General features: G+C 35.2%; 13 protein-coding genes. 12 read left to right on the forward strand and 1 reads right to left on the reverse strand.

What is annotated here, in order from left to right:
• The first annotated feature begins 201 nt into the window (after positions 1–201).
• From metG to ACP7AV_RS01605, 5 genes are all read left to right on the forward strand, one after another.
• The gene (gene metG, locus ACP7AV_RS01585; protein ID WP_426090489.1) at positions 202–2,262 is read left to right on the forward strand and encodes a methionine--tRNA ligase; all 2,061 of its coding nucleotides are present in this window, start codon (positions 202–204) and stop codon (positions 2,260–2,262) included.
• Between the two features lie 174 nt (positions 2,263–2,436).
• A complete protein-coding gene (locus tag ACP7AV_RS01590; RefSeq protein WP_426090490.1) occupies positions 2,437–3,027 on the forward strand; it encodes a transposase in 591 nt (196 codons plus the stop codon).
• 64 nt (positions 3,028–3,091) lie between these two features.
• On the forward strand, positions 3,092–3,775 hold the full coding sequence (locus ACP7AV_RS01595; RefSeq protein WP_426090491.1) for an HAD family hydrolase: 684 nt from the start codon (positions 3,092–3,094) through the stop codon (positions 3,773–3,775).
• Between the two features lie 277 nt (positions 3,776–4,052).
• Positions 4,053–5,309 (forward strand): OmpA family protein, encoded by a 1,257-nt coding sequence (locus tag ACP7AV_RS01600; protein ID WP_426090492.1) that lies wholly within the window; start codon positions 4,053–4,055, stop codon positions 5,307–5,309.
• Positions 5,310–5,487: 178 nt separating this feature from the next.
• Positions 5,488–6,117 carry a CatA-like O-acetyltransferase gene (locus ACP7AV_RS01605; RefSeq protein WP_426090493.1) on the forward strand — a complete coding sequence of 210 codons (630 nt, stop codon included), beginning with the start codon at positions 5,488–5,490 and terminating at the stop codon, positions 6,115–6,117.
• Positions 6,118–6,199: 82 nt separating this feature from the next.
• Here the strand turns inward: ACP7AV_RS01605 and ACP7AV_RS01610 are convergent, their stop codons facing one another.
• A complete protein-coding gene (locus ACP7AV_RS01610) occupies positions 6,200–6,532 on the reverse strand; it encodes a single-stranded DNA-binding protein (protein ID WP_426062570.1) in 333 nt (110 codons plus the stop codon).
• A 185-nt stretch (positions 6,533–6,717) separates the two neighbouring features.
• Between ACP7AV_RS01610 and ACP7AV_RS01615 the strand changes: the two genes are divergently transcribed.
• The 7 genes from ACP7AV_RS01615 to ACP7AV_RS01645 all read left to right on the forward strand — a co-directional run bounded on the left by ACP7AV_RS01615 (position 6,718) and on the right by ACP7AV_RS01645 (position 14,097).
• Positions 6,718–8,247, forward strand: a complete 1,530-nt coding sequence (locus ACP7AV_RS01615) for a GNAT family N-acetyltransferase (RefSeq protein ID WP_426062569.1) — start codon at positions 6,718–6,720, stop codon at positions 8,245–8,247.
• Entirely contained in the window at positions 8,244–8,594 is a 351-nt protein-coding gene (locus tag ACP7AV_RS01620) for a hypothetical protein (RefSeq protein ID WP_426062568.1), read from the forward strand. Before ACP7AV_RS01615 ends, ACP7AV_RS01620 begins: the two co-directional genes overlap by 4 nt.
• Before the next feature lie 108 nt (positions 8,595–8,702).
• Positions 8,703–11,024 carry a M28 family peptidase gene (locus ACP7AV_RS01625; protein ID WP_426090792.1) on the forward strand — a complete coding sequence of 774 codons (2,322 nt, stop codon included), beginning with the start codon at positions 8,703–8,705 and terminating at the stop codon, positions 11,022–11,024.
• 24 nt (positions 11,025–11,048) lie between these two features.
• Complete coding sequence (locus ACP7AV_RS01630; RefSeq protein ID WP_426090494.1) at positions 11,049–11,564, forward strand: ORF6N domain-containing protein; 516 nt, start codon at positions 11,049–11,051, stop codon at positions 11,562–11,564.
• A gap of 2 nt (positions 11,565–11,566) precedes the next feature.
• Positions 11,567–12,370, forward strand: coding sequence for an SDR family NAD(P)-dependent oxidoreductase (locus ACP7AV_RS01635; RefSeq protein ID WP_426090495.1), 804 nt, complete (start codon positions 11,567–11,569; stop codon positions 12,368–12,370).
• A 1-nt stretch (position 12,371) separates the two neighbouring features.
• Entirely contained in the window at positions 12,372–13,313 is a 942-nt protein-coding gene (locus ACP7AV_RS01640; RefSeq protein ID WP_426090496.1) for a DMT family transporter, read from the forward strand.
• 310 nt (positions 13,314–13,623) lie between these two features.
• Positions 13,624–14,097, forward strand: a complete 474-nt coding sequence (locus ACP7AV_RS01645) for a hypothetical protein (protein ID WP_426090497.1) — start codon at positions 13,624–13,626, stop codon at positions 14,095–14,097.
• Positions 14,098–14,168: the final 71 nt, after the last annotated feature.

Here is a 14,168-nt window from a genome sequence, read left to right on the forward strand (position 1 = left end):
GTTAGATAACTAAATATGCTTAGCGTAAAAAGTTGTCACCATACGAAATCTTTTAGCCCCGATAGAAGTGAAAATCCTTTCTATTTTTTCTTTAAAAATAGAAAGATTGCAACGGATAGCGGGAAATAGCTCCAAATAAAAATTCTATTGCTTATTTTTGCAGCTTGTTCTGAATTAATTTCAGAATCTAAAAATAATTTTATGATACAGAATCCAAAAAGATATACGATTACAGCTGCATTGCCTTATACGAACGGACCGATTCACATTGGCCATTTGGCGGGTGTTTACGTGCCTTCGGACATCTATTCCAGATATTTAAGATTGCAGGGAAGAGACATTTTGTTTGTTTGCGGAAGTGACGAGCACGGCGTGGCGATTTCGATGAAAGCCAAAAAAGAAGGCATTACGCCACAGGAAGTAATCGATAAATATGATGGAATTATCCGTAAATCGTTCTCTGATTTTGGAATTTCGTTTGATAACTATTCCAGAACTTCGGCTAAAATCCATCATGATACGGCTTCGGAATTTTTTAGAAAATTGTATGAACAAGGTGATTTTATTGAAGAAGTAACCGAGCAATTGTATGATGCGAAAGCAGACCAATTCTTAGCAGATCGTTTTGTGGTGGGAACTTGTCCAAAATGCGGCAACGAAGAAGCTTACGGCGATCAATGCGAAAAATGTGGCTCGACCTTAAATGCTACGGATTTGATAAATCCAAAATCGACCATTACGGGAGAAACTCCGATTATGAAAGCAACGAAACACTGGTTTTTGCCTTTGGACCGTTATGAAGATTTCCTTAAAGAATGGATTCTCGTTGGACATAAAAACGACTGGAAACCGAATGTTTACGGACAAGTAAAATCATGGATTGACGGTGGTTTAGAGCCTCGTGCGGTAACTCGTGACCTCGACTGGGGAATTGATGTTCCTGTTGAAGGTGCCGAAGGAAAGAAATTATACGTGTGGTTTGATGCGCCAATTGGCTATATTTCTTCTACCAAAGAATGGGCTTTGCGCGAAGGAAAAGATTGGGAACCGTACTGGAAAGATCGGGATACAAAACTGGTTCACTTTATTGGGAAAGATAATATTGTTTTCCATTGCATAATTTTCCCGGCGATGTTGAAAGCTGAGGGAAGCTATATTTTACCGGACAATGTGCCTGCTAACGAGTTCTTGAATTTAGAAGGAAATAAATTGTCGACGTCTAAAAATTGGGCGGTTTGGCTTCACGAATATTTAGAAGAATTCCCAAATCAGCAAGATGTTTTGCGCTATGCGTTGACCTCAAATGCACCGGAAACGAAAGATAATGATTTTACCTGGAAAGATTTTCAGGCGAGAAATAATAATGAGTTAGTAGCGATTTACGGGAATTTCATTAATCGTGTCGTGGTTTTAACCAATAAGTATTACAACGGAATTGTTCCGCAACCAAATGTGCTATCAGAAGTTGATGAACAAACTCTCGCTGAATTAAAAGCGTATCCCGCTGTGATTTCAAGCTCTCTGGAACGTTACAGATTCCGTGAAGCGTTGAGCGAATTGATGAATGTGGCCCGTTTGGGAAATAAATATTTGGCCGACGAAGAGCCTTGGAAAGTCATTAAAGACAATCCGGAACGCGTACAAACTCAAATGTATGTGGCATTGCAAATTGCGGCTGCGTTAAGTTCACTTTGCGAGCCATTCTTGCCATTTACAGCCAAAAAATTATCAAGAATTCTAAAAATAGAAAGTCCATTGAACTGGAATACTATTGCTCAAACTTCTGATTTGATTCAAGCGGGACACCAAATTGGCGAGGCCGAATTATTGTTTGCCAAAATTGAAGACGAGGAAATTCAAAAACAAATAGACAAACTAGAAGCGACTAAAACAGCCAACAAAGCCGAAAATAAAGTAGCAGAACCACAGAAAGAAGCGATTCAATTTGAGGATTTCTCCAAAATGGACATCCGTACAGGAACGATTCTGGAAGCCGAAAAAATGCCGAAAGCGAACAAACTTTTGATTTTGAAAATAGATACCGGAATTGACGTGCGTACCATCGTTTCTGGAATTGCGGAGAGTTTCAAACCAGAAGATATTGTAGGGAAAAAAGTCACTGTTTTAGTGAATTTGGCTCCAAGAAACCTTCGTGGCGTAGAAAGTCAGGGAATGATTTTGATGACAACTAATACCGAAGGAAAATTAGTGTTTGTAAATCCAGATAATGATGGAGTTGCGAATGGGGAGACGATAAATTAAACATTCATATATCCACGATTACGTAGAGACGTTGCGATGCAACGTCTCTACTGTTTTAACCAAGAACCATTCAGAAATTATATAAAAAATTATTATATTCGTTATCATCAATGTACAGGAGACGGCAGTCGTTGCAATGCAACGTCTCTATCTGATAAATCCGAACGAAATAATATGAATACCAAATTCCAAAATAAATACCGCATACCCTCTGCCCGATTGAAAAATTGGGATTATGGAAATAACGGGGCCTATTTTATAACGATTTGTACTTCAAACCGGGAACATTTTTTTGGCGAAATCGTTTTGGTTAATGATGAAAATGAAATGCAGTTGAATGAAATCGGAAAATTGACGGATCAATTTTGGGCAGAAATACCCCAACATTTCCCATTTGTTGAATTGGGAAATTATGTTATTATGCCGAATCACATTCATGGAATATTGATAATTGACAAAAAAAATGTAATTGAATCAAATACCGTTGTAAAGACGTTACATTGCAACGTCTCTACAAATAATACAGATATTGTAATAATAAATGAAACAATGTCAAAAATTTCTCCTAAACGAGGAACGATTTCCACCATAATTCGTTCCTACAAATCGGTGGTAACCAAAAATGCGCATTTTATCCATGCTGATTTTGAATGGCAAGCACGTTTTCATGACCATATTATTCGTGATTCCGAATCATTTGAGAGAATACAAAATTATATAGAAACCAATCCTGAACTGTGGAAAGAAGACAAATTTTACAACTAAACTAGTTGCAAAATTATAATTCAGAATTAGCTTTTGTAATTATCCCCAAAAAACATAACACACTATGAATCTAAAAATAATTGCTTTCGACGCTGATGACACCTTATGGATCAACGAAACGTATTTTGATGAAACCGAGAAGAAATTCTGTGGTTTAATGGAAGATTATCTGTCCCATCAAGGGATTTCCAAAGAACTATTTAAAGTAGAAATTGATAATTTAAAATTGTACGGATACGGAATAAAAGGCTACATTCTCTCGATGATTGAAGCAGCCATGAATATTTCAAATAATACCATTCCTATTGAAATCATCGAAAAAATCATTCAATATGGAAAAGAATTACTCGAAAAACCGATTGTTTTATTAGAAGGTGTCGAAGAAACTTTAGCAGCTTTACACGGAAATTACAAATTAGTGGTTGCCACCAAAGGCGATTTATTAGACCAGCGAAGAAAATTACACAATTCGGGTTTGGGTCATTATTTTCACCACATCGAAGTGATGTCAGACAAGCAAGAAATTGATTATTCCGATTTAATAAAACGATTGGAAATACAACCGGAAGAATTTTTAATGATTGGAAATTCCTTGAAATCTGATGTTTTACCAGTTTTGGCCATTGGCGGACACGCCGTTCATATTCCGTTTCATACAACTTGGGCACACGAAAAAATTGACCATAAAGTGGAGCATGAAAACTTCAGTGCTTTCGAAAAAATCACGGAGGTTTTAAGACAATTATAAAACACTAAATCTGCTATCAAAAACAAAAAAATAAGTGCCTATTAATCAGACATTTGAAATTCTGACGAACGATTAAAAAGCAGGATTGTAATCTAATTCGCCATAAAAATTTTTAGATTTTAAAAAAAAATTCTTCTGATCTTGCAAATAATCCAATAAAAGCTCTTTTTGAACCCTATTTTTATAAAATTACAACAAATTCTTATATAATTTACTCTTTTTCGTAAATCTAACGATTTTGTGTAGTAAATTTGCCGAAAATTAAAATTTTCCCAAAATGAAAAAAATTATACTTACGTTAGTTTTTGCTTCAGCAATTACTACAATGAGTGCTCAGACAGAAACTGTAAAAAGTACTGAAAACGACTATAATAAATGGTCTATTGAAATTGCAGGTGGTGTTAATAAAACACAACGACCAATGACTGCTGGTTATTTTACTTCTACGCCAAGTCCTTTCGTGGCTGATCTTGGAGTTAGATATATGTTTAATAACAAATTTGGTTTGAAAGCTGATCTTGGAATGAACAGTTTTGAAGGAAAAAACAATTCAATTGATTTCGACACTAAATATTACAGAGCAGACTTACAAGCCGTTGCTAACTTAGGAAGAATCATGAACTTTGAAACTTGGACCAATACACTTGGTTTAATCGGTCATGCTGGTTTTGGTTTAGCGCAATTAGAAGATCAAAATTCTGCATTGAAAGACAGAATGGGTAACTTCATTGCTGGTGTAACAGGTCAAATCAAACTATCAAACAGAATTGCTTTGACAGGAGATTTCACAACTATCCTTAATGCTGCTCAAGATGCTGCTTTTGATGCTGCAAGTACTCGTAGCGCAAGAGGATTTTCAGGAATTCTTTTTAATGGTACTGTAGGTTTAACAGTTTACTTAGGTAAAAACGAAAAACATGCTGACTGGGTGATTGACAATGAAGGTAGATTCGACGCAATTGACCAAAGATTTATGGCAATTGAAAATAAAATGTTAGACACAGATAAAGATGGTGTAGCTGATTATTTAGATGAAGAAGCTAATACTCCTGCAGGTGCAATGGTGGATACAAAAGGTAGATCAATTGATAAGAACAGCAACAATGTTGCTGACGATACTGAAGCATACATCTTGAAAAATTATGCTGGAAATACTGGTGACGGTTCTGTTATCTACAATAACGATTTAATCAAAAGTTTAATCAACGGTGGTTATGTTGCTGTTTATTTTGATTACAATAAGTCTACTCCAACAAATGTTTCTACAGAAGGTACAGATTTTATCTTGACATATTTAAGAAACAATCCTACTGCTACAGTTGACATTATTGGTCACGCTGACGAATTAGGTAGATCAGAATACAATGATAAATTATCTGCTGCAAGAGCAAATAATGTAAAAAATACTTTGATAAAAGCTAATGTTGACGCGTCAAGATTGAATGTTGTAGCTGCTGGTGAAGACACTTCAGTTGATAAAGATTCAGATGCTGCAAGAAAATTAGTTAGAAGAGTTACTTTCAGAGTAAAATAATTATCTCTCTATATTCTATAAAAACCCTAAAAGAAATTTCTTTTAGGGTTTTTTTATGTCTTTTTGTTTCGATTTGAAAAACATTTGCTCAGTTCCTTAAAACAAAAATTCCAAAAAAACGGATTTATGATTCAAAACATTAGCAGTACTTTTGAAAAATAAATAAAATTATCCCATTTTGAGAACCCTTTTAGATATAGAAAATTGGTCAAGAAAAGAACACTTCCATTTTTTCAGACAATTTGAAGAACCCTTTTTTGGCGCCACTGTCGAAATTGATTGTACTAAAGCATACACAACTGCAAAAGCATTGAAAGCTTCCTTTTTCAGTTACTATTTACATAATACATTGATCGCAGTGAATGCGATTGAATCGTTTCGCTATCGAATTTCAGACAACAATATATATGTTTGTGACCAAGTTAATGCTTCAGCGACTATTGGTCGGGAAGACGGGACGTTTGGTTTTTCATTGATTGAATACAATTCTGATTTTTCGGTTTTTGCAACAAACACCTCTAACGAAATCGAACGTATTCAAACTACAACCGGACTCTTTACCCGATCATTTGACGATGATAATGTCATTCACTTTTCGGCGATTCCGTGGTTAGATTTTACCTCTTTATCCCACGCAAGAAGTTATACTTTTCCGGATAGTTGTCCTAAAATTTCGTTTGGAAAAATGAAAATTGCTGACAACGGCAAAAAAACCATGGCAATGTCTGTTCATGTTCATCACGGATTGATGGATGGTTTTCATCTCGGACAATTTGTGGATTGTTTTCAGGAATTAATGAACCAATAAAAGCGTTCAATTTTTGTTAAAAAAAGTCCCGGTTTGCAGTAAAATTTAGCTGCAAACCGGGACTTACTATTGGGAACTGATTTTATTTTCCTAAAAGCATTACCTCATTAACGACTACTTCGGTGACATATCTTTTTTCGCCATTTTTATCGTCGTAACTTCTGTGGGTTAGTTTTCCTTCGATCGCAATTTCTTTGCCTTTGGTAACATACTTTTCTATAATTTCAGCCGTTTTTCCCCAAGCCACTAATTTGTGCCATTGGGTTTCCTCTACTTTTTCTCCTTTTTCGTTTTTGTAGCTTTCATTAGTTGCTAATGTAAAATTGGCCAACTTTTTCCCTCCGTCAAATGATTTGATTTCCGGATCATTCCCAACGTGTCCAATTAACTGTACTTTGTTTCTTAATGTACTCATGGCGTGTAAAATTTAAATGTTAGTGTATATAAGTTATTTGTTGAATTGTTCTTTCAAATCAACACTGCAAAGATGCGCTGACTGTCAAAAAGTATTCGGTTGCTAACTACTTACTTTCGGTTGTAACTATTTGTAAGCGTTTGTAAATGGGAAAATTTATATATATTTGATAAAATAAAATTTTTATGCAAACCAAAATAAACAAAGTAGAGTTACGAAATCTGAAATTTGATGACTATAAAGAGTTAAAAAACTCTATGGTAGAATCGTACAAGGAAATGGTAGGTTCTTACTGGAGAGAACATCACATTGAAAAATTATTAAGCCTTTTTCCCGAAGGTCAACTGGTAATTTTGGTAGATGGAAAAGTAGTTGGTTCTGCTTTGTCTCTAATTGTTGACGAAAGTTTAGTAGATAAAAACCATAATTATTCGGACATAACCGGAAAATACACCTTCTCTACTCATAACCCAAAAGGAGATGTTTTATACGGAATAGATGTTTTTATTCATCCAAATTACAGAGGACTGCGCCTTGGAAGACGATTATACGACGCCCGAAAAGAATTGTGTGAACAATTGAATTTGAAAGCAATTGTTTTTGCCGGCAGGATTCCAAACTACGGACAACACGCAGGAACACTCACTCCTAAAAATTATATCGAAAAAGTAAAAAGGAAAGAATTGCATGACCCTGTTCTTTCTTTTCAGTTGAGTAACGATTTTCACGTGATCCGAGTACTTAAAAACTACTTGGAAGGCGACTCAGATTCTAAAGAATTTGCCGTTTTGCTGGAATGGAATAACATTTATTACGACGAAAGTCCAAAACTGATAAACCTCGCAAAAAGCGTAATCCGATTGGGACTCGTTCAATGGCAAATGCGTCAATTGAATAATCTGGAAGCTTTATTCGAACAATGTGAATTTTTTGTAGATGTTGTTTCTGGTTACGGAAGCGATTTCGCCTTATTTCCGGAATTGTTCACGGCTCCATTGATGGCGGATTACAACCATTTATCGGAAGCGGAAGCCATACGCGAATTAGCCAAACATGCAGAACCTGTTCGCAAACGCTTTCAGGAATTAGCCATTTCTTATAATATCAACATCATCACGGGAAGCATGCCTTACCTGGAAAATGGTACGTTATACAATGTTGGTTTTCTTTGTAAAAGAGACGGGACTTCTGAAATGTATGCTAAAATTCACGTCACTCCAAACGAAGTACAGCATTGGGGAATGACAGGCGGATCACAAATTAAGACTTTTGATACTGATTGCGGAAAAATAGGCATCATGATTTGTTATGATGTTGAATTCCCTGAATTATCCCGATTAATGGCGGATGAAGGAATGAACATTTTATTCGTTCCGTTCTTGACTGATACTCAAAATGCCTACACCAGAGTCAAACATTGCGCGCAGGCCAGAGCGATTGAAAATGAATGTTATGTTGCCATAGCTGGCTGTGTGGGTAATCTCCCAAAGGTGAACAACATGGACATTCAATATGCGCAATCCGCAGTATTTACGCCTTCTGATTTTGCCTTTCCAAGTAACGGAATCAAAGCTGAAGCAACTCCAAATACGGAGATGACACTGATTGTCGATGTAGATTTAGATTTACTGAAAGAACTTCACGAGCACGGAAGTGTTCGAATTCTAAAAGATCGTAGAACTGACTTATACGACATCAAAAAAATCAATCCATGAACAAAACCTGCTTAGAATGCGAAGAAAAAATTGTAGGCCGTGAAGACAAAAAGTTTTGTAGCGACGGCTGTCGTAACGCTTTCAATAATAAAATAAACAAAGACAGTACTAATTTTATGCGCAACATCAACAACAAGTTGCGCAAAAACTATCGCATTTTATCTGAAATTAATACTGACGGAAAATCAAAAACCACACGGACTAAACTCCTAAGCAAAGGTTTCGATTTTGAATTTTTTACCAATATTTTACAAACCAAAACTGGAAATACCTACTATTTCCTATATGACCAAGGGTATATGCTTTTGGACAATGATTTTTATATGATAGTCAAAAAAGATATTTAACACCAGATCTCCCCCCCAAAATCTACCTAACTAAAAATGAAAAAAGATTATTCCTCCATTTTTGCCGGTTTATTTATCCTAGGAACTCTAGGATTGATTTACTTAACCATGATGCCACATTGGACTTCTAATGAAGAAAGTTCCCTTGCTGAGTTTTCGACCAAAAGAACTTTGACCCAAGTAGAAGCTATTGCAAAAAAACCGCATTATGTAGGTTCCAAAGAACATGAAGTAGTCGCTGATTATCTCGTGAAAGAGCTTAATAACTTAGGACTGCTAACTTCCGTCCAGCAAGGATATACCTTGAGTGATTGGGGAAATCTGGTGCAGTCAAAAAATATATTAGCCCGAATAAAAGGTTCCAATAGTTCGAAGGCCTTACTATTGCTTTCTCATTATGACAGCGCGCCACATTCCTACTCGAAAGGGGCGAGCGATGCGGGTTCTGGTGTAGCGACAATTCTGGAGAGTATTCGTGCTTTTTTATACAATAAAACTTCGCATAAAAATGACATTATTATTCTGTTTTCAGATGCGGAAGAATTAGGATTAAACGGCTCTGCACTTTTTGTAACCCAACATCAATGGGCAAAAGAAATAGGTTTGGTCCTCAATTTTGAAGCACGTGGTTCTTCCGGACCCAGCTACATGCTGATGGAAACTAACAAGGGAAATGCTGGATTAGTGAAAGAGTTCGCTGCCGCAAAAGCGACTTTTCCAGTTTCAAATTCCTTGATGTACAGCATTTATAAAATGTTGCCCAATGATACCGATTTGACTGTTTTTAGGGAACAAGGCAATATTCAAGGCTATAATTTTGCTTTTATCGATGACCATTTTAATTATCATACTGCTCAGGACGATATCCATCACTTGAACAAAAACACACTGGCACATCAAGGTTCTTATTTGATGCCGTTGTTAAATTATTTTTCAAATACCAACTTAAGCACGACACAAGCCAGCGAAGATTATGTCTACTTTACCATTCCGTATACTTTTATAAGCTATCCTTTTAGCTGGGTTTTACCAATGGTCATAATCGCACTGGCGCTATTTATTTTCCTGTTGTTTTTAGGAAAAGCCAAGCGTATTTTATCGTTGCGCGTAATTATAAAAGGATTTATTCCGTTTTTCGCCTCGATAATTAGTACTGGATTAATTACGTTCTTTGGCTGGAAAGCATTGCTAAATGTGTATCCGCAATACAATGATTTACTCAACGGATTTACGTACAACGGACACGCTTATATTGCCGCATTTGTACTTTTGGCTTTGGCGATAAGCATGCTCTTCTATCATTTATTTTCAGAACGAAAAGTAACCATCAATCATTATGTAGCGCCATTATTTATTTGGATTTTGATAAATGGAGCTCTTGCTTTTAGTTTACAAGGAGCCGGATTTTTGATTATCCCAGTGTACTTTGGTCTGATTATTTTTGGTATTTTCATTGTTACTCAAAAATCAAATAAAACATTAAATCTTTTTTTAAGCATTCCTGCTTTGATCATCATAGCGCCTTTCATCCAAATGTTTCCTGTTGGTTTGGGATTAAAAGTGCTTTTTGGAAGTGCTGTTCTTACTGTTTTGATCTTTGCTCTATTGTTACCCGTTTTTGGGGCTTTCGCCAAAAAAGGAATTTGGTCTTTAGTGTTTTTAGTTTTTGCCATTGGCTTTTTTGCAAAAGCACACTCCGAATCAGGTTACGAATATGGAAAAGCCAAATCAAACAGTTTGCTATATGTGTACAATGCCGATACGGATCAAGCCAATTGGGCAACGTATGACACCAATCTTGACTCCTGGACCAAAGGCTATTTGGGTGAAAACCCGAAAAACGCAACCGCTCTGAACGAAATACCATTGTTCAGCAAATACAATTCTGGTTTTACCTATGCTTCCGAAGCGCCCAAAAAAGACATTCTGAAACCAAGTATAGAATTTCTGGAAGACAGAATCGTGGGCAATCAAAGATTTTTTAAAATTAAAATTTCTCCGAATCGAAACGTAAATCGCTATGATATTTTTGCAAATGAAAAAATGGCTATTCATAATTTCAAAGCCAATGGCGTGACCACATTAGGCCAGAAAAATTCGCTTTACCAACGAAAAGGAAAGAAAATATTGAGTTATTATGTTGTTGGAAACGCACCTTTAGAAATGCAGTTCAGCATAAATGCCTCAACAGTTTTAGACATGGAACTGATGGAAAGCTCTTTTGATTTAATGACAAACCCTTTATTTCAAATAGCAAAAAGAGAAAACTGGATGATGCCAACGCCTTTTGTTTTAAATGATGCTGTGGTCATTAGACAAAAAATAAAACCAAGACCTGTATCTGTTGTGAATGCTTTGGAAGCTGCTGTTTCAAATTCTATTATAAAAGATAGTTTAAGCGTTGTGAAAGACAGTTTAGAAAAACCATAAAAAAACGAACTCACTACAAATTATATGCAGATACATACATTACAATCTAAAATACATGATGTTCGGGAACAAAAAGTGATACTTGATTTTGACCTTGCTGCACTTTATGAAGTAGAAACCAAAGTCCTAAATCAAGCCGTAAAAAGAAATATACGACGATTTCCTACTGATTTTATGTTCCAGTTATCTGACGAAGAATATCTTTCTCTAAGGTCACAAATTGTGACCTTAGAGAATAGCGGCAGAGGTAAATATAGAAAATACAATCCTTTTGCTTTCACCGAACAAGGAATAGCAATGCTTAGTGGCATTTTAAATTCGGATGTAGCAATACATGTAAATATTGCTATCATGCGTACTTTTGTCATTATTCGTAAATATGCATTGGAACACAAGGAATTCAACGAAAAATTGCTTGAAATAGAAACAAAATACGATAAGAAATTCAGTGATGTATATGAAGCTTTGAATTACCTCATCAAAAAAGACGAGAAAGACAACATACAAAAAGACCGCAAACAAATTGGCTACAAAAAATAAAAATGAAAAAAATTAGTATTCTGGGTTGTGGTTGGTTGGGTCTGCCTTTGGCGAAAGCCTTATTGAAAAACGATTATTTAGTAAATGGCTCGACGACATCTGCAGAAAAATTAGACGTATTGAAAAATGCAGGAATTGCCCCTTTTTTAATTGTGCTTTCAGAAAATAAAACAACTGAGAACCTAACGAATTTTCTGGAAAATTCTGAAATTTTAATCATCGATGTTCCACCGAAACTTCGCGGTTCAGGAATAGAAAATTTTGTTTCCAAGATTAGAAATGTGATTCCATTCATAGAAAAATCATCTGTTAGAAAAGTGCTTTTCATCAGTTCGACATCAGTTTATAATGATGATGATGCATCGGTAACTGAAGAAACAATTCCGAAACCGGATACTGAAAGTGGTAAACAATTGTTGGCAACAGAACTGCTTTTGCTGAGCAATAGCAATTATAAAACAACGGCATTGCGTTTTGGAGGCTTAATTGGCGACGACCGTCATCCGATACATTTTCTGGCTGGGCGTGAAAATTTGGATAATCCGGACGCTCCGATTAATTTAATTCATCAGGAAGATTGCATTGGTATAATTCTAAAAATTATAGAAAATGGTGCTTGGAATGAAACTTTCAATGCGGTCGCTCCATTTCATCCTTCCCGAGAAATGTATTACAGTCAAAAAGCGCTGGATTTAGATTTGGCTTTGCCAAAATTTAATCAAAAAAATCCATCAATTGGAAAAACAATCTTGAGTACTAAAATAGAAACCGTTTTAAAGTATACTTTTACGAAACCAAATTTATAATGTGAAAACTAAAATTAAAAATGCTTTTTCGTCGAAAGTCAATGCAATTGGATTGCCTATTTTGGCTTTATGCTGGGTCAGTTTTTTTTGGGGAACTACTTGGATTGCTTCAAAAGAAGGTGTAAAACACATGCCGGCGTTACAACTTGCTGCCATTAGACAATTCATTGGCGGACTATTGTATATCTCCTTTTTCTTGTTCAAAAAAACTCCTTGGCCAAAAGGAAAACAATGGAAAACCATTATTATTTTAAGCATCCTCAATTTTGTTTTAAGTAACGGATTAAGCACTTGGGGTATAAAATACATCAGTAGCGGACTGGGAGCAATCATTGGAGCTATTGTTCCTTTATGGATTGTAATCATTACTTTTTTTAGAGGAGAACGATTGGCCAGACTCACGGTTATTGGTTTAATTATCAGTTTTGGCGGCGTCTGTGTTATTTTTTACGATCATTTAAGTGATTTTATGATTTTAGATTTTAGATTTGGAATTGTACTGTCTTTAATAGCCACATTAACTTGGGCATTTGGCACCTTATATACAAAGAAAAAGGCGGCGAGCTTTAATCCGTATTTTAGTTTAGGGTTGCAAATGTTTATATCCAGTATTTTACTTTTTGCGTACAATGGTGCAACAGGAACTTCAGTTAGTCTGAGTGCTATTCCTGCAATTTCGTGGTGGTCGATTGCGTATTTAGTTGTTTTCGGTTCTGTACTGACTTTCATTGCCTTTATCTATGCGCTCCAAAACCTTCCTGCTGAAATAAGCAGTGTTTATGCGTATATCAATCCAATTATAGCCGTGATTTTAGGCGCTGTGATTTTTGGTGAAGTCCTTAATGCAGCCATTGCCATTGGTGGCGGAGTTACGCTGTTTGGATTGTATATGGTAAATTATTCGTTGAGGAAAGGAAGGAGAAATAGTAGCGAAATTATATAAAAATAAAGAGTAACCGTCTCAAAAAAATTGATTCGATTTTTCATTTTCATATTTCTTTAAGAATTTTTTTGATTTTGGAAAGATTTCAGAAAGCTATAAAACTGCCTTTCAAAAAACTGACTATTACAAAGAAAAAGCAAAATACAATTTAAGAACAGTTAGTTAGAAAGTATATATGGTTATGATAGTGCAATATCATATGGCATTACCAATCTGCTAGTCCAAACGTTATTTGGAGGCCAGATTGGACAAAATTTCGCCAAGTTTTGAGAGGAGAAGTAGCAATAAGTGATTTAGGATGTAATTAAGCATGGAAAAACATATATATTTATTTAAGAAAACTTTTGTCTTTACAGGAAGCTTATCTATTATTTTAGCTTTGATTGATTATTTTTTCAATCTAATGTATTTCGACACAAAAGGATACTTTGCAGCATTTCAATTTTTAATGTTTTCAATATTTACTTTATCACTATACTTATTTTTTATTTCATCAGATATTAAAAAAGACAAATTTATTTATTTGAGTTGGTTAAATTATATTCTACTAATTGCTTCTCTTTTATCTTTTAGCTACTGGGGTATAATCTATCAAGACACATTAGCGCTTCTTTTTCCAGCTTATTTTGCAATTATGACTATAATTAATTTAATAGTAATGTCAATCGTCTATCTAATCAAAAAAACAAGAGATCAATATTTTTTTAAAGATTGGATTTTTTTTGTGGGCTTAATCGTTTTTTATATCGTCTATGGTATTATAAACAGGGAAATTAATTCTTAAACAAAGAAAAAGCGGTTTTGAATTTTATTTACAACCGCTAAATTTACAACATAAGTATACAGATTTATCAG

This window comes from Flavobacterium sp. DSR3-2 (assembly GCF_049896525.1).
Lineage (GTDB): Bacteria > Bacteroidota > Bacteroidia > Flavobacteriales > Flavobacteriaceae > Flavobacterium.